Here is a 21,176-nt window from a genome sequence, read left to right on the forward strand (position 1 = left end):
AAGGGCGTTCTTAACGCTTCAGTTCCGCGTTTCCGTATGGCTGGCCTTAGGCCATATTCAACGGGTGACGTCAAGGGAAACTGCGCTGCGAGGCCGCTTGCACCTGGTTGCCTGCGGTGTTCCGCATCGATTTGAGCCGATCTCTCTGTTTCGTGGGATCTCTTTACTCTTCATAAGGCTACCGGAATAAAAGCGGGCCGCCCGTCGAATTTCATTTGCAATTTTCGCGGCAGTGGCGAAATAGGTCTTCAATCGTTCACCGCGAGGAAACAATGAAGAAATTGATTTTGAGCCTTTTATTGACGGTCGCCATGTTCGATGCAGCCGCGGCGCAGTCGACAATTAAGCGTGACGGTTCGGCGCGCCTGATCGAATCCTACCGCGCCTATATCGGCAGCGACGATCTCTACAATTCCAAGGGCGAGCGCCTGATGGCGCCCTGGCAGATCATCCGACAGGATCGCGCGAACTATCACGCCTATCGCCGCCGCGACCGTGGCGACCAGGGAGACAGCTTCTTCTCGCAGGCGTCCAATCGCCAGAATCTGGAAGCCATGCTGGCAAACGGCAATATTGCCAACGACGCCGGAAACCTCATCGTTCGCGGCAATGTCTGGATCACGGTCGATATCTATGGACACGGTGATATCGGCCAGTGGGTCGATATCACTGTCCAGGACTGATCAGGTGTCGTGAAAGCCGCACCGTTTCGGCGTGCGGCTTTCTCGATCAATGGCCGCCGGACGCCTTTTTCCGGCGGTTGCGCGCCAGCATATTGAGCACTTCCACCAGAGCCGAGAAGGCCATGGCGGCGTAGATGTAGCCCTTGGGCACATGCACGCCCATGCCTTCGGCGATCAGCGTCGTACCGATCATCAGCAGGAAGGCGAGCGCGAGCATGACGATGCTCGGGTTCTGCTCGATGAAATTCGCGAGCGGCTTTGCGGCCACCAGCATCACGGTGACGGCGGCGATCACGGCGACAAACATGATCGGCAGATGCGGCGTCATGCCCACGGCGGTGATGATGCTGTCGATCGAGAAGACCAGGTCGAGCAGCAGGATCTGGCCGATGGCCGAGGCAAAGCTTGAGGTCGTCGACTTGGCGATGAAATCCTCACCCTGTTCCTGAGGGTCGACATTGTGATGGATCTCCTTCGTCGCCTTCCAGACGAGGAAAAGGCCGCCGCCGATCAAGATCATGTCCTTCCAAGAGAAGCCCTGGCCGAAGATTTCGAAGACGGGCTGCGTGAGCTGCACGATCCAGGCGACGGTGCCGAGCAGGGCAAGGCGCATGACAAGGGCAAGGCCGATACCGATCTTGCGCGCCCTGTCGCGATGTTCGGCCGGAAGCTTGTTGGTCAGGATCGAGATGAAGATGAGGTTGTCGATGCCGAGGACGACCTCCATGACGACGAGCGTAATGAGTGCCACCCACGCGCTGGGATCCTGCAGCAGCCCAACAATATCCATAGACGATTTCCCCTTTTGTCAGCATTCGCCGATGCTGACCCCCAGCTCCGGCCTTTCCAGAATGGCCGTAATGTAAGGAGCACAGTTGCCCGTACAAGCGGCGCCGCCAATTTCGTGGCGGCGGCCTTTTGTTTTCAGGTCTTGTTTCGAGGCTTGGTTTCTAGGCTTTCAGGGGGATCCATATCTCCGTCACGCCCGTGCCCGTGCGCGGGTCGAAGCGCTCGTCGTAGCGTTCCATCATGTCGGGTGTGCCGCCATGCTGCTGGCCCGACTGCGGAAGCCATTCGCCGAAGATCTGATGCACGGTGGCGGAAATGCCGGAGATATGGCCGCGATGCGCAAAGATCGCATAGCGCTGCTGCGGCAGTTTCGTGGTCACGAAACCTTCGGGCAGGTCGTCTGTGGCGGAGATTTCGGCGGCTGACATGTAGCGAAAACCTTCGCTGCCTTCCTCCGCCGGGGTACAGACGCCATAGGCGACATTGCCGACCTGGCCTGGAATATGGCCGAAATGCTGGTTGAACTTCTGCCAGAGCGAGGGGATCGCCTGCGTGGCCTCATAGGCATAGGTTTCCGCAAGGCCGGCAAGCAGCATCGCGGGATGGGTTTCGAAGCGCGGTGCTTCGAGCTTGGGAAGGCGGGTGTCGTCCATTCTGATCGGCTCCTGTAGAGCGAGGTTGCGAACGTGCCCTTGCTTGCGCAGGCTTTCCGGCGTCATGCCGAACTGCTCGCGGAAGGCACGGGTGAATGCCTCGTGCGAGCCGTAACCGGCATCGAGGGCAACCTGGAGAATGGAAGAAGAGCTGTCGATCAGCGCGAGGGCGGCCCCGCTGAGGCGGCGGCTTCGGATATAGCTGCTGATCGAATGGCCTGTCGTTAGGCCGAAGACGCGCGACAGATGATAGCGCGACAGACCGGCCGTTTCGGCAATCTCGTCCAGCGAGATGTCGGACGCAAAATGGCTTTCGATGAACCATATCGCTCTGCCGATCGCACTCATCTTCAACTCCCCTGGTTGCCGGGCCAGTCATGGGCTTCCGGTAGCGGCGATGCTTGATCGCCGTTGCGGAGTTGGACCGCTAGCTGCTTATCGGCAACACGGGAAAGCTTTCGCTATCAATCCTTGCGGTCGGGGCCATAGCCCGCCAGGAAAACGCGTACGGCACCGCGCACGACATAATCGATCTCTTCTTTCGATGGGGGCTCTTCCATGTCGCCGAACAGCCGCAGCTTGAAATAGCCGCCACTGGCCATTTCGAGAAAATGGCGGGCGGCCATGTCGAAGTCATCGATCTTGAGATGGCCGGCTGCCACCTGACGCTCGAGAAAGCCGCGCAGGACGGTTCGCAGGTTTTCCGGACCTGTGAAGAAGCGTTGACAGAGCGAAGGCATGCGTTCGCGCACGCCGATGACTGTGCGCATGGCGCTGATGGTCTTGTCCGACGTGACATGCGTCACGAATACGATGCCGAAATCATAAAGAGACGTCGTGACATCTGCTTCGTCTGCAAGTGCGTTGCGCACGAGGTTGACGAAATAGGTGCGCTCGCTCTCCATCATGGCGGCGAACAAGTCTTCCTTGTTGGCGAAATAGACGTAGAGCGTGCCCTTGGAAACGCCGGCCTCACGGGTGACGTCGTTCATACTCGCCGCATCGAAGCCCATCTTCATAAAGACGCGCTTGGCGCCTTCAAGGATCTGATGGCGCTTGACCGGATCTTCGCCGGCGGCCCAACGTCCACCGGATGCAGGCGCGGGCGCGTTCAATACAATGGCATTTTGCGATTCGTGTTTCATCGTCTCCTTCATCGATCATTTTTTCTGAATCTTAAACAGATTCGCCAAATAAATCGAACCGCTCAGTTCGATATCTCTTGATATGGAATGAAAAAGGCTTTATGTCAATTGAACTGAACCGTTCGGTTCGATTAATTTAGCCAGAATTTCGGTGGTAAGGCAATGTCGTCAAGTCATGGAAACAATGTAGCGCGCATCGTGGACGAGCCTGCAGATGCTGAGGTGGAAGCCCGCGAAGCCGGCGTGTCTGCTGAGGCTCCTGCGGCTGAAACGCGCGGCAACCCTGCCCCCGCCCAGGCTGCGCCCACTGCTCCGGTCCCTGCGGCCCCACCGCCGCCGGAGAAGAAGCGGCGCAGCCTGGCTTTTCCGATTATCCTCGTCGTCGCTCTCGCGGCCGGCGGCTGGTACGGCTATGACTGGTGGACGAACGGCCGCTTCATGGTCTCGACCGACGACGCCTATATCGGCGGCGACATCGCGGCCATCCAGCCGAAGGTCACCGGCTACGTTTCCAAGGTGAACGTCGTCGCCAACCAACAGGTCAAGGCCGGCGACGTGCTCGCCACGCTCGACGACGGCGACTATAAGCTGGCGCTGGAACAGGCCCAGGCCTCGCTCGATACCGAACAGCTTTCACTCCATACCATCGATGCACAGATCGCAGCCGGCCAGGCCGCTCTTGCGCAGTCGCAGGCACAGAAGGTTGCCCTGCAAGCCACCGTCCGTGGCGCGCAGATCACCCAGACGCGCTCTGCCGAACTGCAGTCGAAGTCGGTCGGCACCACGGCCGCCTTGGATAGCGCCAACATCGCGCTCGACCAAGCCAAGGCCAACCTGGTCGGCGGCGATGCCGCGATCGCTTCGGCGCAGGCGAACATCAACCTGCTGCAGGCCCAGCGCCGGCAGGCCGAGAGCACGATCAAGGGATTGGAGGCCGCTCGTGACAAGGCCTCTCGCGACCTGTCGTTCACCGTGCTGAAGGCGCCTTATGACGGCATTGTCGGCAATCGTTCCGTTCAGGAAGGCGATCTTGTCTCTCCCGGCCAGAAGCTGATGGCGATCGTGCCGATCCGCCAGCTCTATATCGACGCGAATTTCAAGGAAACACAGATCCAGCATCTGGTTCCGGGTTCCAAGGTCAATATTCACGTCGATGCTTATAGCGACCATCCGATCATCGGCACCGTCGAGTCGATCTCGCCGGCTTCCGGCTCGGTCTTCTCGCTGCTGCCGCCGGAGAATGCGACTGGTAATTTCACCAAGATCATCCAGCGCGTGCCTGTCCGCATCGCATTGCCGCAGGATGCGCTCAATACCGGCCGTCTGCGCGCAGGCCTCAGCGTCGTCGTCGACGTTGATACCCGCACGGCGCCGGGCAAGTAAGCGATCAAGCTCGGGAGAGACGCAGCATGTCGTCCGCCAGCACTACAGCCGGGTCGCCTCCACGCGCGGCCGGGCCTGCCGCACCCGCGGCGGATCATATCGACACGAAAAAACTTATCGCCTTTCTGGCGATGGTGCTCGGCATGTTCATGTCGATCCTCGATATTCAGATCGTCTCCGCCTCGCTCAGCGAAATCCAGGCGGGCCTCAGCGCCGGCTCGGATGAAATTGGCTGGGTGCAGACCGCCTATCTGATCGCCGAAGTCATCATGATCCCGCTTTCGGGAACGCTGGCGCGTATCATTTCCACGCGCTATCTCTTCGCGATTTCGGCGGCCGGCTTCACAGCGGCGAGCGCGCTTGCCGCGACCGCCACCAACATCGATCAGATGATCATCTACCGCGCCCTGCAGGGCTTCATCGGCGGCGGCATGATCCCGTCGGTGTTTGCGGCAGCCTTCACGATCTTCCCGCCGTCCAAGCGCAATGTCGTCTCGCCGATCATCGGCCTGATCGCCACGCTTGCGCCGACGATCGGCCCGACCGTCGGCGGCTATCTGTCCAACGCCTTCTCCTGGCATTGGCTATTCCTGGTCAATATTCCGCCCGGTATCATTGTTGCCATCGTCACCTGGAATTTCATCGACTTCGACAAGCCCGAACTGTCGCTTTTCAAAAAGTTCGACTGGTGGGGCCTGATTTCGATGGGTGTTTTTCTGGGCGCGCTGGAATATGTTCTCGAAGAGGGCAATACCAACGACTGGTTTAACGATAATTATATCGTTGCCGGTGCTATCGCCTCCGCGGTCGGTGCGGTGATCTTCTTCTATCGTGCCTTCACGGTCGAATTTCCCGTGGTCGATCTCAGGGCCTTCACGAACAAGAACTTCTCTTTCGGCTCGGTGTTCTCTTTCGTGATGGGTATCGGCCTCTATGGCTTGACCTATATCTATCCGCTTTTCCTCGCGCGTATCCGCGGCTACGATTCCCTGCAGATCGGCGAGACGATGTTCGTGTCGGGCCTTGCCATGTTCTTCACCGCGCCGCTGGCCGGCTTCCTGGCAGGCAGGGTCGATCTTCGCATCCTGATGATCATCGGCTTCACCAGCTTCTCGGCCGGTACCTACATCATGATGCACCTGACGACGGACTGGGATTTCTGGGAATTGATGATTCCCCAGATCCTGCGCGGCTTCGGCCTGATGCTCTGCATGGTGCCGATCAACAATATCGCACTCGGAACCATGCCGCCCGCGCGGATGCGCGGCGCATCCGGTCTGTTCAACCTGACCCGTAACCTGGGCGGTGCCGTGGGCCTTGCCATTATCAACACCCTGCTAACGAACCGGCAGGACCAGCATTATTTCAGTCTGCGCGACCATATTCATTGGGGCAGCCATGCCGCCGTCACTCAATTGAACAACATGGCCGCCAATTTCAACGCATCCGGCCTCGACGGCGAGCAGGCCGCATTGAAGCAGATGGTCAACATGGCGACGCGGCAGGCGGTCGTCATGTCCTTTGGGGATATCTTTCTGATGCTGACCATACTGTTCCTGGCGATGATCCTCGGCGTCCTCATGCTGAGCAAACCGAGTCCGACAGGCGGCGGCGGCGGAGGCCACTGATCCAGCGCTTAATGAATGCTCCCAAGGCATGGCCCCTCCTCGTGAGGGGCCTTTTTTGTTTATGGTCATCGGGGGAAAATCGAGCGGCCGGAAATTTTTGATTTACGTACATCAGAAATGGCGGTAAAGGATTTCGGCAGGAGGAGCCGATGAGACCGACCGTGCATGATATCGCCGCCGCCGCGGGCGTCAGCCTCGCCACCGTCGATCGCGTCTTGAACCAGCGGCCGGGCGTGCGGCTGGTAACGCGGGAGAAGGTGGAGACCGCTATTCGAGAGATCGGTTATATCCGCGACGTCGCTGCCGCCAATCTGGCCAAGGGCCGTGTCTATCCTCTCGTATTCATCGTGCCGACAGGCGACAACTCCTTCATGCATGGGCTGCGTTCAGAGGTGCATCATGCGACGTTGCGGGCGAGCATAGAGCGCACGGATATCCGCATCGTTGAGGTGCCACCTTTCGATGTCCCGGCGCTGGTGTCGGCGCTCGACGCGTTGCTGGGCCAGGATATCGCCGGTGTCGCCTTGGTGGCGACTGATGCGCCCGAGGTGCGGGCCGCTGTCGGCCGGCTGGTCTCCGAGCGCATCCCCGTCGTTACGCTTGTCTCCGATCTGACCGATTCCGCCCGGCATCACTATGCCGGCATCGACAACATCGCCGCCGGCCGCACAGCCGCCCGGCTGCTGGGGCGATTCCTTGGGGGGCGCGAGGGTGAGATTACCGTTCTCGCCGGTTCCATGCTGGTGCGCGACCATCGCGAGCGTCTGCAGGGTTTCTCTGACGTCATGGCCGAGGAGTTTCCCAAGCTGCGGCTGCTGCCCGTATTGGAAGGGCGTGACGACCCGGAACTCGCCGGATCGCTCGTTTCCAGGGCATTGGCCCAAAGCAGGGACATTATCGGCATCTATAATCTCGGTGCCGGCAACCGCGGCCTGATCACGGCGCTGAAAGCCGTCAGGCCCGAGCGCGAACTGACCGTCGTCGTGCATGAACTGACGCAGCACACGCGCGCAGCGCTGGTGGACGGCACGATCGACGCCGTTCTTAATCAGGATGCCGGCCATGAGGTGCGCAGCGCCATCCGCGTCATGAAGGCGACCGCCGATGGCCAGGCCGTCATCGCCGATCAGGAGCGCATCCGCCTCGATATTTTCTTGAAGGACAATCTGCCCTGAACATTCGAACGCGGCAGAGCATAGGGAGTACTATCTGATGTATTTGGGTCTCGATCTCGGAACGTCCGGCGTCAAAGCGATGCTGATCGACGGCAATCAGAAGATCATCGGCTCGGCCAATGGCGGGCTTGACGTGTCGCGCCCGCATCCCGGCTGGTCCGAGCAGGATCCGGCCCACTGGATCCGGGCGACGGAGGAAGCCGTTGCCGGCCTGAAGGCGGCGCATCCGAAAGAGCTGGCCGCCGTGCGCGGCATCGGCCTTTCCGGCCAGATGCACGGCGCGACCTTGCTGGACGCAGACGACAAGGTGTTGCGCCCCTGCATTCTCTGGAACGATACCCGCAGCTATCATGAGGCTGCTGTCCTCGACGCCGACCCACGTTTCCGCGCATTGACCGGCAATATCGTCTTTCCGGGCTTTACCGCCCCGAAGCTCGCATGGGTCGCCAAGCATGAGCCGGAGATTTTCGCGAGGGTGCGTTGGGTGCTGCTGCCGAAGGATTATCTGCGCCTTTGGCTGACCGGCGAGCACATGTCGGAAATGTCGGATTCGGCCGGCACGTCCTGGCTCGATACCGGCAAGCGCAAATGGTCTTCCGAGCTGTTGGCAGCGACCAATCTCGATGAGAAGCAGATGCCGGCTCTGGTCGAAGGCACCGACGTTGCTGGTAAGCTGCGCGGCGAGCTTGCCTCGAAATGGGGCATTGCCAGCGATGTCGTCGTTGCCGGCGGGGCAGGGGACAATGCTGCCTCGGCCTGCGGCATGGGCACGGTGAGCCACGGCGCTGCCTTCGTTTCGCTCGGCACGTCGGGCGTGCTCTTTGCGGCCAACGGCTCCTATCTGCCGAAGCCGGAAAGCGCCGTTCACGCTTTCTGCCATGCATTGCCGAACACCTGGCATCAGATGGGCGTCATCCTGTCGGCAACCGATGCGCTCAACTGGCATTCGCATGTGACAGGCAAGTCTGCCGCCGAACTCACCACCGAGCTTGGCGAGACGCTGCAGGCGCCGACTAGCGTTACATTTCTTCCCTATCTCTCGGGCGAGCGCACGCCGCATAACGATGCTACGATCCGCGGCGCCTTCATCGGTCTCGGCCATGAAAGCGGCCGCGCCGTGCTGACGCAAGCCGTGCTCGAAGGCGTGTCCTTCGCCATCCGCGACAATCTGGAAGCGCTGCGCTCGGCCGGCACCGACATCGCACGCGTGACCGCCATCGGCGGCGGCTCGCGCTCCCGCTATTGGCTGGCCTCGATCGCGACCGCGCTCGGCGTACCCGTCGACCTGCCGGCGGACGGCGATTTCGGAGCCGCCTTCGGCGCTGCGCGCCTCGGCCTGATTGCCGCCACCGGTGCCGATCCGGTCGCGGTCTGCACACCGCCGCAGACGGCTGGCACGATCGATCCCGTGGCGTCGCTGACGGATGCCTATACAAATGCCTACAAGCGCTATCGGGCGGTTTATCCGGCGATCAAGCCGTTGTCGGCGCATTGAAAACCGCGCGTGAGAGCCCCTCATCCGCCCTGTCGGGCACCTTCTCCCCGTTCTGACGGGGAGAAGGGGAAAGAGGCACCTACTGCCCGCCCCTAACACTTTGCTCGGCGAGGATACAGAGGTCGTTCCCTCTCCCCGCAAGCGGGGAGAGGGTTAGGGTGAGGGGCAGAGCCGCATGAAACGAACAGCAATACCGAAACACCAACCCAAGGAGACAAGACATGAGCACCGGATTTTTTGGTGACATCAGCAAGATAAAATACGAAGGCCCCGACAGCACCAATCCGCTGGCCTTCCGCTATTACAACAAGGACGAGGTTGTTGCCGGCAAGCGCATGGAAGACCATCTGCGTTTCGCCGTCGCCTACTGGCACACCTTCACCTGGCCGGGCGGCGATCCCTTTGGCGGCCAGACCTTCCTGCGCCCGTGGTTCCACGAAACCATGGAAGCCGCCAAGCTGAAGGCTGACGTTGCCTTCGAATTCTTCACCCTGCTTGGCGCTCCCTACTACTGCTTCCACGATGCCGACGTGCGTCCGGAAGGCAAGAACTTCGCCGAGAACACCAAGAACCTCAACGAGATCGTCGACTACTTCGCCCAGAAGCAGGCCGAAACCGGCGTGAAGCTGCTTTGGGGTACGGCGAACCTCTTCTCCAACCGCCGCTTCATGTCGGGCGCTGCGACCAATCCGGATCCGGACGTCTTCGCCTTCTCGGCTGCGACCGTGAAGACCTGCATGGACGCCACGCACAAGCTCGGCGGCGAAAACTACGTTCTCTGGGGCGGCCGCGAGGGCTATGAGACGCTGCTCAACACCGACCTGAAGCGGGAAATGGACCAGATGGGCCGCTTCCTCAATCTCGTCGTCGAGTACAAGCACAAGATCGGCTACAAGGGCACGATCCTGATCGAGCCGAAGCCGCAGGAACCGACCAAGCATCAGTATGACTACGACGTCGCTACGGTCTATGGCTTCCTCAAGAAGTACGGCCTGGAAAACGAAGTGAAGCTCAATATCGAGCAGGGCCATGCGATCCTCGCCGGCCATTCCTTCGAGCACGAATTGGCGCTCGCCAACGCGCTCGGCGTCTTCGGCTCCATCGACATGAACCGCAACGACTATCAGTCCGGCTGGGATACCGACCAGTTCCCGAACAACGTTCCGGAAATGACGCTGGCCTATTACCAGGTTCTGGCAGGCGGCGGCTTCAAGACTGGCGGCACGAACTTCGACGCCAAGCTGCGCCGTCAGTCGCTCGATCCGGAAGACCTGCTCATCGGCCACATCGGTGGCATGGATTGCTGCGCCCGCGGCCTGAAGGCTGCTGCCAAGATGATCGAGGACAAGGCACTCTCCAAGCCGTTGGCCGACCGTTACGCCGGCTGGGATTCCGCCGAGGGCCAGAAGCTGCTGCGCGGCGAATACTCGCTCGACCAGATCGCCCAGTGGGTCGAGACCAAGGACGTCAACCCGCAGCCGAAGTCCGGCAAGCAGGAACTCCTGGAAAACATCGTCAATCGTTACGTTTGATCGATAGGTTCGGGAGGCGGTGGTTCATCGCCTCCCGACTTCAGCCTGAAGGCACGGCTGGAAATGGCTATGGGATTCCCTGAGGGGTCCTTGGCATTGGCGAAGACATAACCGTCGGCCTGGTGCAAGGGGCCGAACACGAGGCCCTCTTCGGCACACTTTGCGCGGAAAGCTTCGACATGCTCGACGTCGAAGACCAGTTTTACCAGTACCTGACCCATTTTCTGCGCTTTGCCCGCAGGATGGATCATCAGATTGGCGCCGCCATCCCGCGCCAGCAGTTCGACGATCCGATCGCCCTCCAGACGGAGCGACCTGAAGCCAAAATATTTCTCATAAAAGCTGATCGTCGCTTCGACATCGCGGACGTAGAGGGTGACTCTGCCGAGTGGCATCGCTGCGCCTGCCTACCGCCGAAAGCGCGCCGGAGCCGCAACCGAGTTTCGCACCACAAGGTCCGGCCGCAGCAGGATCTCCGTTTCGGCGGGCTCGCCATCCGACAGCAGCTCGAGCAGCAGCGCCATGGCGTGTTTGCCGATGGCGGTGCGCGGCTGCCGGATCGTCGTCAGCGACGGCGTCATGAAGACGGCCTGCGGCACGTCGTCGAAGCCGGTCACCGAAAAATCCTCAGGGATGTCGTAGCCGCGCGCTTTCAGGCCGATCATCACGCCGATCGCGGTCTGATCGTTGACGCACATGAAGGCTGTCGGCAGCGTGTCGCGCATGAAGAGCTGCTCGACGGCGAGCCGCCCGCTTTCGATGGTGCCGTCGCCTTCGAGCACGATGCGCAGATCGGGGCTGATGCCTGCGGCATCCAAGCCTGCCTCATAACCCGTGCGCCGGCGGCTATAGGCAAGGCGAGTGCGGGAATCGCCGACGAATGCAATCCTGCGATGACCCTCGGTAATCAGGAGATCGATGGCCTTGCGCGCGCCTGCGACATCGTCAACGCCGACATAGGGAATGCCGCCATTGAAGACCGGCTCGAAAACGCCGACGCTCGGCGGCAGCCGCGCCGTCATCGTCTGATGCCCGAAGGGCAGGATGCCGGTGAAGAGGATCAGTCCGGCCGCCTGGTTGGAATTCAGGAACTTCAGATATTCGAGCCCGCGCTGCGCATCGTTCTGTGTGTGGCCGATGAGGATACCATAGCCGTGCGAACGCGCCTCATTCTCCAGGCCGATAAGAATATTGGAGAAATTCGGGTCGCCGATATCGGGTGCGACGACGAGAATCATGTTCGATCGGCCGAGCCGGAGGCTGCGCGCCATGGCATTGGTGGTATAGCCAGTAATGGCGATCGCCTGATTGACTTTCAGCCGCGTCGAATTGGCGACTTTCTCCGGCATATGGATTGCCCGCGAAACCGTTGCTATCGAAACATTGGCAATTCGGGCGACGTCTTCGATAGTTGCGGGCGTGGAATTCGACACTGCGCTCTGCCTTGGGTCTCGTCTGGGGCTGGAGACTACACAGACTTCGGTGGAGGTCAAAGGTGACCGCGAAAATTTATGCGATATCCAACGATGTAAACCTTTACACAGATTATGTAAAGGTTTACACAGCATAGAAAGCGGGTGGGACCGCAGGGAGGATTCAATGAGTTCGGAAGCCGTCGACGGTACGGTCGTGCTGTCTGCGAGAGGGATATCGAAATCCTTCAACGGCGTGCAGGTGCTGTTCAGCGTCAACTTCGATCTTCGGGCTGGCGAGATCCATGCGCTCATGGGCGAAAACGGCGCCGGCAAGTCGACGCTGGTCAAGGTCCTGTCCGGTTTCGAGCAGCCGACCTCCGGCGAGATTTTGCTCGACGGCAAGCCGGTGAAGCTGCCGCCGAACGGAGCCGCCGAGGCGCTCGGCATCGTCATCATCCATCAGGAATTCAATCTTGCGGAGCATCTGACCGTTACCGAGAGCCTGTTTCTCGGCCGCGAAGTTACGCGCTTGGGTGTGCTCGATCGCAAGTATATGCGGGCCGAAACGCGGCGCGTGCTCGACCTTCTCGGCTCGCATGTCGACGAGAACGCCATAATCAGCACGCTCTCCATCGCCGACAAGCAGATGGTGGAGATCGCCAAGGCGATCAGCCGTGATGCGCGCATCGTCTTCATGGACGAGCCGACCGCCGTTCTTTCGCGCGAGGAGACCAATTTCCTGTTCAAGCAGGTACGCAAGCTGCGCGATCAGGGAACGAGTTTCGTCTTCGTCTCCCATAAGCTCGATGAGGTCATGGAACTGACGGATCGGGTCACGGTGCTGCGCGACGGCCAATGGGTGAAGACATCGCCGACCTCGCTGCTCGACGGCGAATCGATCGCCCAGCTGATGGTCGGGCGCGAGCTCTCGAGCCTCTATCCGGCCAAGAACGAGCCCGATGTCGACGAAAAGGTGGTGCTTAGCGTTGTCTCCCTTTCGACGGGCTACGTCCATGATGCAAGCTTCGAGCTGCGCAAGGGCGAGATATTAGGCTTTTCCGGCATGATCGGCTCGGGCCGGACAGAGCTGATGGAGGCAATCGTCGGTCTGCGCTCGCGCGCTGCCGGCGACGTCGTTGCCAACGGCCAAACGGTGCCGGCGCATGACGTGCATGCGGCCATCGACGCCGGGCTTGCCTATATGACCAAGGACCGCAAGTCGAAGGGGTTGCTTCTGAATTCGGGCATGGTCGTCAATCTGACCCTGCAGTCGCTCGACCGACACGGCAAGTTCGGCTATCTGAGCGCCTCCAGCGAGGCCGATGCGCTGGCGCGGGCGCGCCGCCGCTTCGACATCCGGGTGAGGGACGGAAATATCGTTGCCGGCCGCATGTCCGGCGGCAACCAGCAGAAGCTGCTGCTGGCGAAGGTCATGGAGACCGAGCCGCAGATCGTCATCATCGACGAGCCGACCCGCGGCATCGACGTCGGCACGAAGCAGCAGATCTATCATTTCATTTCGGCGCTGGCGCGCGACGGGCACTCGATCATCGTCATCTCTTCGGAAATGCCCGAGGTGATCGGGCTGTGCACGCGGATCGCGGTCATGCGCGAGGGCCGGATCGTCGGCGTGCTCGAAGGCGAAGAGATCTCCGAGCAGGAAATTATGCGTTATGCGGCGGGCCTGAAGAAAAAGACCGCTGCCTGAACGGGCGGCACAGGGCAGGGCGAATTCCCAGAAGTCATGGGACGGGAGGTTGGTTTTGGTTATGAGCGTGGGTGAAGACAGCAGCGGAAAAGCCGGTCGGCGGGGGCGCTCCTGGCGGGATGTCGATCTCAGGGCCGTTGCGCCGTTTGCAGCGCTGGTGCTGCTTCTGATCGTAGGCGCACTGGTCAACCCGAATTTCATCGGCATCACCAATCTCACCAATGTCGCGACGAGATGCGCCTATATTGCGATCATCGCTGTCGGTACCACTTTCGTCATCTCGGCGGGTGATCTCGATCTGTCTGTCGGCGCGATGGTTGCCTTCGTCGCAAGCCTGATGATCCTCCTGATGAATTCGGGTGTTATCGCCGATCCCGCCCTGATGTTGGCCGCCGCCGTGCTGTTTTCGATCGTCGCCGGCATATTGTGCGGCCTGGCCAACGGCCTGATCACGACCATGGGTAAGATCGAGCCGTTCATCGCGACCCTCGGCACCATGGGCGTCTACCGCGGCTTGACGACCTGGCTGTCGCAGGGCGGCGCAATCACCTTGCGACCGGCGGATCTGCAGGCGCTCTACAAGCCTGCCTACTACGGCTCGGTGCTTGGTGTGCCGGTACCGATCGTGGTCATCCTTGTCGTCACCGGCATTGCGGCCTTCATTCTCTACCGCACCCGTTATGGGCGACACGTCATCGCCGTCGGCTCCAATCGCGATGTTGCGCGCTATTCCGGCGTAGCAGTCAACCGCGTGCGTACCATCGCCTTCGTCATCCAGGGCCTGTGCGTAGCAATCGCCGTGCTTCTCTATGTGCCGCGGCTTGGCTCGACGTCGGCGACGACGGGAAGCTTGTGGGAGCTGCAGGCGATCACCGCCGTGGTCGTCGGCGGCACGGCGCTGAAGGGCGGAGCGGGCAGGGTATGGGGCACGATCTGTGGCGCCTTCATCCTTGAGCTGGTCGGCAACATCATGCTGCTTTCCAATTTTATCAGCGAGTATCTGCTCAGTGCGATCCAGGGCGCGATCATCATTATCGCCATGCTGGTTCAGCGCTCGCTTGCTCGCAAATAGTGAATAGCCGGGTAGGGGGCGCCCGGTTCTTGGTGACAAGGCCCTGTCTCTATCTGGGAGGAAGAACATGCGAAAAAGACTATTGGGCGTGGCCGTCGTGATGGCGGCTCTGGCCGGCACGGTCCATGCCGCGGACAAGAAGGTAACGATCGGCGTTTCCATTCCGGCAGCCGACCACGGCTGGACCTCGGGCGTGGTGTTTCATGCCGAGCGCGTCGCCAAGCTGTTGATGGCGGAGCATCCGGGGCTCAACGTCATCGTCAAGACTTCGCCTGACGCTGCGAGCCAGGCCAATGCCGTACAGGACCTCGAGACACAAGGCATCGATGCTCTCGTGATCCTGCCGTCGGATCCGGATCCGCTCGTCAACGCCATCAAGGAAGTCAAGGACAAGGGCAAGTTCGTAGCGCTCGTCGACCGTGCGCCGAGCAACAACGACAATTCCGTCCGTGACCTCTATGTCGCCGGCAACAATCCGGCGCTTGGCCAGACCGCGGGCGAATACATCAAGAAGAATACGCCGGATGCTCAGGTCGTCGTCATCCGCGGCCTGCCGATCCCGATCGACCAGCAGCGCCAGGATGGCTTCGACAAGGGCATCGCGGGCTCGAACGTCAAGGTTCTCGACCGTCAATACGGCAACTGGAACCGCGACGACGCCTTCAAGGTGATGCAGGATTACCTGACCAAGTTCCCGAAGATCGACGTCGTCTGGTGCCAGGATGACGACATGGCCGTCGGCGTTCTGCAGGCAATCGACCAGGCCAAGCGCACCGACATCAAATATGTCGTCGCCGGCGCCGGTTCGAAGGACATGATCAAGAAGGTCATGGATGGCGACAAGCTGATCCCCGTCGACGTGCTCTATCCGCCGGCCATGATCGGCACGGCCATGGAGCTGACCGCCGCCAATTTCTACGATCAGGTTCCGGTCCGCGGCAGTTACATCCTCGATGCGACGCTCGTCACGAAGGATAACGCCAAGGACTTCTACTTCGCCGAATCACCATTCTGATCGGCTGATCCTGACAGATGCGCCCGCCGGTTCTGGCGGGCGTTTTTTATGCGGCTGCCGCTTCGTTTCGCATCCTGTGGTAATTTTTGCGGCACGTACCTCTTGCCGTCGGCCACGGGCCGTGATTAGGTCACGGGGCATTCGACTTTCAGCCCGACGACCCTATAGTTTTTTGAGGTTACGGCATCCAAGCCGCCTCGGATGCGGGTTGGAAAGGCATCGGAAACGTTTACAGAACGCGATTAGGGAGGAATTACTGATGAAGACGATCAAGGGTCCGGGCCTGTTTCTCGGCCAGTTCGCCGGTGATACGGCGCCATTCAACTCGTGGGATTCGATTACGAAATGGGCTGCCGATGCCGGCTATATCGGCGTGCAGGTTCCGACCTGGGCAGGCCAGCTCATCGACCTGAAGAAGGCGGCCTCCTCGAAGGATTATTGCGACGAATTCGCCGGCGTCGCCCGCGCCAACGGCGTCGAGGTCACCGAGCTTTCCACCCACCTCCAGGGCCAGCTGGTCGCCGTGCATCCTGCCTATGACGAAGCCTTCGACGGCTTTGCAGCGCCGGAAGTGCGAGGCAATCCGAAGGCGCGCCAGGAATGGGCCGTCGAGCAGGTGAAGATGGCGCTGACGGCTTCCAAGCATCTCGGCATCAAGGCGCATGCGACCTTTTCGGGCGCGCTTGCCTGGCCCTTCATCTATCCCTGGCCGCAGCGCCCGGCCGGTCTCGTCGAAACCGCCTTCGAGGAGCTTGCGCGCCGCTGGACGCCGATCCTCAACCATGCCGACGAAAACGGCGTCGACGTCTGCTACGAAATCCATCCCGGCGAAGACCTGCATGACGGCATTACCTTCGAGATGTTCCTGGAGCGCGTGAAGAACCATCCGCGCGCCAACATGCTCTACGATCCCTCGCATTACGTCCTGCAATGCCTCGACTACCTCGAGAACATCGACATCTACAAAGACCGCATCAAGATGTTCCACGTCAAGGATGCGGAGTTCAATCCGACCGGGCGTCAGGGCGTTTATGGCGGCTATCAGGGCTGGGTCGAACGTGCTGGCCGCTTCCGTTCGCTGGGCGACGGCCAGGTCGATTTCGGCGCCGTCTTCTCGAAGATGACTGCCAACAATTTTGACGGCTGGGCCGTGGTCGAATGGGAATGCGCGCTGAAGCATCCTGAAGACGGCGCACGGGAAGGCTCCGAATTTGTCAAGGCGCACATCATCCGTGTCACGGAAAAGGCTTTCGACGATTTTGCCGGCAGCGGCACGGACCAGGCGGCCAACCGGCGCATGCTGGGGCTGTAATCCGAATCCTTCGCCCCGCAAGTGCGGGGGAGAAGGTGGACTCAAACGATTGAGCGGAGCGAAATCGTTTGAGGACGGATGAGGGCCCTTCTCGCTATTTTCACCAATTCAGAGCTTGCAGAAGGCTCGGCCCCTCACCCTAACCCTCTCCCCGCAGGCGGGGAGAGGGGACGATTGCGGCAGGCGATCGCGTTCATACAATTCAATTCATTCAGGAGGACAAAATGGCAATCGAAGGATCATCGGAACAGACGCGGGAGCCTCGTATCCGGCTTGGCATGGTGGGCGGTGGCGCCGGCGCATTCATCGGCGCTGTGCATCGCATCGCCGCGCGCATTGACGACCAGTTCGATCTTGTCGCCGGCGCGCTCTCGTCTTCGCCGGAAAAGGCCGTGGCTTCCGGCCGCGATCTCGGTCTCGATCCCTCGCGCACCTATTCCAGCTATCGTGACATGGCAATCCGCGAGGCAAAGCTGAAGAACGGCATCGAGGCCGTTTCGATCGTCACGCCGAACCATGTGCATTATGACGCTGCCAAGGAATTCCTGCGGCGCGGCATCCATGTCATCTGCGACAAGCCGCTGACATCCAATCTCGCCGACGCCAAGAAGCTGAAGAAGGTGGCCGATGAAAGCGGCGCGCTCTTCATCCTCACGCATAATTACACCGGCTATCCGATGATCCGCCAAGCGCGCGAGATGATCGAGAATGGCGAACTCGGCGATATCCGCATCGTGCAGGCGGAATATCCGCAGGATTGGCTGACGGAGAATATCGAGCAATCCGGCCAGAAGCAGGCGGCCTGGCGCACCGACCCGGCCCAATCCGGCGCCGGCGGCTCCACCGGCGATATCGGCACGCACGCCTATAACCTCGCTTCCTTCGTCACCGGCCTCGAACTCGACAGCCTTGCCGCCGATCTCGACAGCTTCGTTGAGGGACGTCGCCTCGATGACAACGGCCATGTGCTGCTGCGCTTCAAGGCGAAGGGCAAGGAAAAGCCGGCCAAGGGCATGCTCTGGTGCAGCCAGGTCGCACCCGGTCACGAGAACGGCCTGAAGCTCCGCGTCTATGGCACCAAGGGCGGCATCGAGTGGACGCAGGCCGATCCGAACTATCTGTGGTACACGCCGTTCGGCGATCAGAAGCGGCTGATCACCCGCAACGGCGCCGGTTCCGGCGCTGCGGCAGCCCGTGTCTCGCGCATTCCGTCCGGTCATCCGGAAGGCTATCTCGAAGCCTTCGCCACGATCTACACCGAGGCCGCGCGCGCCATCAACGCCCGCAAGAAGGGCGTGGCGATCGATCCGGCCGTGGTCTATCCGACCGTCGATGATGGCGTGAAGGGTGTGGCTTTCGTCGAAGCTTGCGTTGCTTCCTCGAAGCGCAACGGCGCCTGGGTCAAGCTCTGATCTTTGGCGAGGCCCGAGTCGGCGAAACCGCCTCGGGCCTTTTCATTCAGGCCGCAACTTCCTGCTTGCGCTTCGTCAGCGCATCTAGGCTCAGGGGCCCGCCGCCGGCGCCGACGAGAAACAGGAAGATGAAGCAGAAGAGGATAGCGGAGACGCCGCCGTTCTGCGCGGGATAGAAGCTCTGCGGCGCGTGGCGCAGGAAATAGGCGAAAGCCATCAGGCCTGACAGGACGAAGGAAGCGAGCCGCGTCTGGAAGCCGATCAGGACGAGGAAGCCGAGGGTCAGTTCAAGCAGGCCAGCGATCCAGGAAAGCGACCCGACATCAGGCACGTTTTCGGCTGCCGGGAAATGCAGCACCTTCTGCGTTCCATAGCTGAACAGCACAAGCGAGGCGACGATGCGCAGAAGGCTCAGCAGATAGGGATGGAGCGTATGGAGCACAGCGAGCATTTCTATCCTTTCGTTGTCAAGTTTGAATGCTACCCTCAATTGATCCACCTCGAAAAGACAAGTCACGACTGTTGACATTGACGTTATCGCGCCGCGAGGAGCCGCTGGCAGAGCCGTTAGCCGGCTGCGTTTCTTGGCATCTGTAACGTTGCAGTTTCCTCAATTCGACACTGTACTTTGCCAGCCGGGTTGGCTAAACCGCAGCCAACGAAGCCAAAACAGACGGGATTTTCATCATGATCGATCCGAAGCTTCTTGCCGATCGCTTCCCAGGCGATTTCACGTTCGGCGTTGCCACCGCTGCCTTCCAGATCGAAGGTGCCACCAAGGCCGACGGCCGCAAGCCATCCATATGGGATGCCTTCGCCAACATGCCCGGCCGGGTCTATCAGCGCAACAATGGCGATGTCGCCTGCGATCACTATAATCGGCTGGAGCAGGATCTCGATCTCATCAAGGAGATGGGCGTCGAGGCCTACCGCTTCTCGATCGCCTGGCCGCGCATCATTCCCGAAGGCACCGGCCCCGTGAACGAAGCCGGCCTCGATTTCTATGACCGCCTGGTCGATGGCTGCAAGGCGCGGGGGATCAAGACCTTCGCCACCCTCTATCACTGGGATCTGCCGCTAGCGCTCGCCGGCGACGGCGGCTGGACGGCGCGATCGACGGCACATGCCTTCCAGCGCTATGCCAAGACCGTCGTGAGCCGCCTCGGCGATCGTCTGGATTCGGTCGCCACCTTCAACGAGCCCTGGTGCATCGTCTGGCTGAGCCACCTTTATGGCGTTCATGCGCCGGGCGAGCGCAATATGCAGGCCGCACTCTATGCCATGCACTATATGAACCTTGCGCATGGCCTCGGTGTCGAGGCGATCCGCTCCGTCGCGCCGAAGGTGCCCGTCGGCATCGTGCTCAACGCTGCCTCCATCCTGCCGGGCTCGGACCGCGCGGAAGATCTGGCCGCCGTCGAGCGCGCCCATCAGTTCCATAACGGCGCTTTCTTCGATCCGATCTTCAAGGGTGAGTATCCGAAGGAATTCGTCGAGGCTCTGGGCGATCGCATGCCTGTTGTCGAGGATGGCGATCTCAAGACCATCAACCAGAAGCTCGATTGGTGGGGTCTGAACTACTATATGCCGATGCGCGTCTTCGATGACTCTTCCAAGAGCGGCGATTTCCCCTGGACGAAGGAAGCGCCGCCGGCAAGCGACGTGAAGACCGATATCGGCTGGGAAATCTATGCACCAGGCCTGAAGCATGTCGTTGAGGATCTCAACAAGCGCTATGAGCTGCCGGAGTGCTACATCACCGAGAACGGTGCCTGCTACAATATGGGCGTCGTCGATGGCGAGGTCGATGACCAGCCGCGCCTCGACTACTATATCGAGCATCTCGGGGTCGTCGCCGATCTCATTAAGGACGGCTATCCGATGCGAGGCTATTTCGCCTGGAGCCTGATGGACAATTTCGAATGGGCGGAAGGTTATCGCATGCGTTTCGGCCTCGTGCATGTCGATTACGAGACGCAGGTGCGCACCATCAAGAAGAGCGGCAAGTGGTATAAGGAGCTTGCCTCGCAGTTTCCGAAGGGCAACCACAAGGCGGATTAATGCGGTTCTACCTTCCCGTTGAGGGGAGGGTAGCTATCGCTCGAATCGACGGGGCCTGATAGACGTCAGGCATGATCCAGCGGCCGATTTCCCTTTATGCACTTTGCGGCAGCCAGCGACAGGCCTCGAGCAGCCGCAGGCTGCTGGAGGCGTTGCGGCTTGCCTGTCCTGGCGGCGTCACCATGAAGATCTGCGACCTGATCGGCGAAATGCCGATCTTCAATCCGGACAATGAGGGTGAGAGAACGCCACCCATCGTTCTGGAATTCGCGGCGAAGATTGGACGGGCCGATGGCCTCGTCATTTCCTGTCCCGAATACGCCCATGGCATTCCCGGAGGCTTCAAGAATGCGCTGGACTGGCTGGTGTCGCGCGACGAGGTGCCGTTCAAGCCGCTAATGTTTGCCCATGCCTCGCATCGCGGCGATCTTGTCCTGGCACAGCTGACCGAGGTCCTGCAGACCATGTCGCTGCACATCGTCGCCGACGCTTTCGTGCGCCTGCCGGTTGCGGGCAAGAGCGATGAGACGCAGGCGGCCATGCTTTTGGAGGCGCGCGAAAATGGCCTCTTGTCCGGGAGTCTCAGCCGTTTCGCGCAAACGATTGCCGCCACGTCATGAATTTTCCCGGCTTCGGCAAATATGCAACCCTTTCCTGTAGGAATCTCCGATACGCCTTAACCGTTTGTTGAAGACCTG

At 60.7% G+C, this 21,176-nt stretch carries 19 protein-coding genes; 13 read left to right on the forward strand and 6 right to left on the reverse strand.

Annotation, left to right across the window (positions count from 1 at the left end):
* Positions 1–272: 272 nt before the first annotated feature.
* Complete coding sequence (locus FP026_RS08730; RefSeq protein ID WP_149634241.1) at positions 273–683, forward strand: hypothetical protein; 411 nt, start codon at positions 273–275, stop codon at positions 681–683.
* A gap of 46 nt (positions 684–729) precedes the next feature.
* Here the strand turns inward: FP026_RS08730 and FP026_RS08735 are convergent, their stop codons facing one another.
* The 3 genes from FP026_RS08735 to FP026_RS08745 form a co-directional block, all read right to left on the reverse strand.
* Positions 730–1,473 carry a TerC family protein gene (locus FP026_RS08735; RefSeq protein ID WP_149634242.1) on the reverse strand — a complete coding sequence of 248 codons (744 nt, stop codon included), beginning with the start codon at positions 1,471–1,473 and terminating at the stop codon, positions 730–732.
* Between the two features lie 160 nt (positions 1,474–1,633).
* Positions 1,634–2,473, reverse strand: a complete 840-nt coding sequence (locus FP026_RS08740) for a GyrI-like domain-containing protein (RefSeq protein WP_149634243.1) — start codon at positions 2,471–2,473, stop codon at positions 1,634–1,636.
* Between the two features lie 116 nt (positions 2,474–2,589).
* On the reverse strand, positions 2,590–3,270 hold the full coding sequence (locus FP026_RS08745; RefSeq protein WP_149634244.1) for a TetR/AcrR family transcriptional regulator: 681 nt from the start codon (positions 3,268–3,270) through the stop codon (positions 2,590–2,592).
* A 162-nt stretch (positions 3,271–3,432) separates the two neighbouring features.
* Here FP026_RS08745 and FP026_RS08750 point away from each other — a divergent pair, with 162 nt between their 5' ends.
* From FP026_RS08750 to xylA, 5 genes are all read left to right on the forward strand, one after another.
* Positions 3,433–4,653 carry an HlyD family secretion protein gene (locus FP026_RS08750; RefSeq protein WP_149634245.1) on the forward strand — a complete coding sequence of 407 codons (1,221 nt, stop codon included), beginning with the start codon at positions 3,433–3,435 and terminating at the stop codon, positions 4,651–4,653.
* 26 nt (positions 4,654–4,679) lie between these two features.
* A complete protein-coding gene (locus FP026_RS08755) occupies positions 4,680–6,281 on the forward strand; it encodes a DHA2 family efflux MFS transporter permease subunit (protein WP_149634246.1) in 1,602 nt (533 codons plus the stop codon).
* Between the two features lie 149 nt (positions 6,282–6,430).
* Positions 6,431–7,456, forward strand: a complete 1,026-nt coding sequence (locus tag FP026_RS08760) for a LacI family DNA-binding transcriptional regulator (RefSeq protein ID WP_149634247.1) — start codon at positions 6,431–6,433, stop codon at positions 7,454–7,456.
* A 37-nt stretch (positions 7,457–7,493) separates the two neighbouring features.
* A complete protein-coding gene (xylB, locus tag FP026_RS08765; RefSeq protein WP_149634248.1) occupies positions 7,494–8,951 on the forward strand; it encodes a xylulokinase in 1,458 nt (485 codons plus the stop codon).
* 221 nt (positions 8,952–9,172) lie between these two features.
* Positions 9,173–10,483 (forward strand): xylose isomerase, encoded by a 1,311-nt coding sequence (xylA, locus tag FP026_RS08770; RefSeq protein WP_149634249.1) that lies wholly within the window; start codon positions 9,173–9,175, stop codon positions 10,481–10,483.
* Here xylA and FP026_RS08775 read toward each other — a convergent pair.
* Both FP026_RS08775 and FP026_RS08780 read right to left on the reverse strand, forming a co-directional pair.
* Positions 10,474–10,878: a VOC family protein gene (locus FP026_RS08775; RefSeq protein ID WP_149634250.1), complete on the reverse strand. Its 405-nt coding sequence runs from the start codon at positions 10,876–10,878 to the stop codon at positions 10,474–10,476. The two genes, xylA and FP026_RS08775, sit on opposite strands and share 10 nt — an antisense overlap.
* Before the next feature lie 12 nt (positions 10,879–10,890).
* Entirely contained in the window at positions 10,891–11,916 is a 1,026-nt protein-coding gene (locus tag FP026_RS08780) for a LacI family DNA-binding transcriptional regulator (RefSeq protein WP_149634251.1), read from the reverse strand.
* Positions 11,917–12,082: 166 nt separating this feature from the next.
* On the opposite strand from FP026_RS08780, the gene FP026_RS08785 reads away from it, so the two are divergent.
* From FP026_RS08785 to FP026_RS08805, 5 genes are all read left to right on the forward strand, one after another.
* A complete protein-coding gene (locus FP026_RS08785; protein ID WP_149634252.1) occupies positions 12,083–13,606 on the forward strand; it encodes a sugar ABC transporter ATP-binding protein in 1,524 nt (507 codons plus the stop codon).
* A 61-nt stretch (positions 13,607–13,667) separates the two neighbouring features.
* Complete coding sequence (locus FP026_RS08790; RefSeq protein ID WP_149634253.1) at positions 13,668–14,678, forward strand: ABC transporter permease; 1,011 nt, start codon at positions 13,668–13,670, stop codon at positions 14,676–14,678.
* A 67-nt stretch (positions 14,679–14,745) separates the two neighbouring features.
* Positions 14,746–15,693 (forward strand): substrate-binding domain-containing protein, encoded by a 948-nt coding sequence (locus tag FP026_RS08795; protein ID WP_149634254.1) that lies wholly within the window; start codon positions 14,746–14,748, stop codon positions 15,691–15,693.
* 259 nt (positions 15,694–15,952) lie between these two features.
* Entirely contained in the window at positions 15,953–17,005 is a 1,053-nt protein-coding gene (locus FP026_RS08800) for a sugar phosphate isomerase/epimerase family protein (RefSeq protein ID WP_149634255.1), read from the forward strand.
* A gap of 224 nt (positions 17,006–17,229) precedes the next feature.
* On the forward strand, positions 17,230–18,417 hold the full coding sequence (locus FP026_RS08805) for a Gfo/Idh/MocA family protein (RefSeq protein WP_149634256.1): 1,188 nt from the start codon (positions 17,230–17,232) through the stop codon (positions 18,415–18,417).
* Between the two features lie 46 nt (positions 18,418–18,463).
* Here FP026_RS08805 and FP026_RS08810 read toward each other — a convergent pair whose 3' ends face one another.
* Positions 18,464–18,868 (reverse strand): DoxX family protein, encoded by a 405-nt coding sequence (locus FP026_RS08810; RefSeq protein WP_149634257.1) that lies wholly within the window; start codon positions 18,866–18,868, stop codon positions 18,464–18,466.
* A 236-nt stretch (positions 18,869–19,104) separates the two neighbouring features.
* Here FP026_RS08810 and FP026_RS08815 point away from each other — a divergent pair, with 236 nt between their 5' ends.
* Both FP026_RS08815 and FP026_RS08820 read left to right on the forward strand, forming a co-directional pair.
* On the forward strand, positions 19,105–20,478 hold the full coding sequence (locus FP026_RS08815; protein WP_149634258.1) for a GH1 family beta-glucosidase: 1,374 nt from the start codon (positions 19,105–19,107) through the stop codon (positions 20,476–20,478).
* Positions 20,479–20,549: 71 nt separating this feature from the next.
* Positions 20,550–21,098, forward strand: coding sequence for an NADPH-dependent FMN reductase (locus FP026_RS08820; protein WP_188112542.1), 549 nt, complete (start codon positions 20,550–20,552; stop codon positions 21,096–21,098).
* Positions 21,099–21,176 lie beyond the last annotated feature (78 nt).

This window comes from Martinezella tropici, from assembly GCF_008370325.1.
Lineage (GTDB): Bacteria > Pseudomonadota > Alphaproteobacteria > Rhizobiales > Rhizobiaceae > Rhizobium > Rhizobium tropici_B.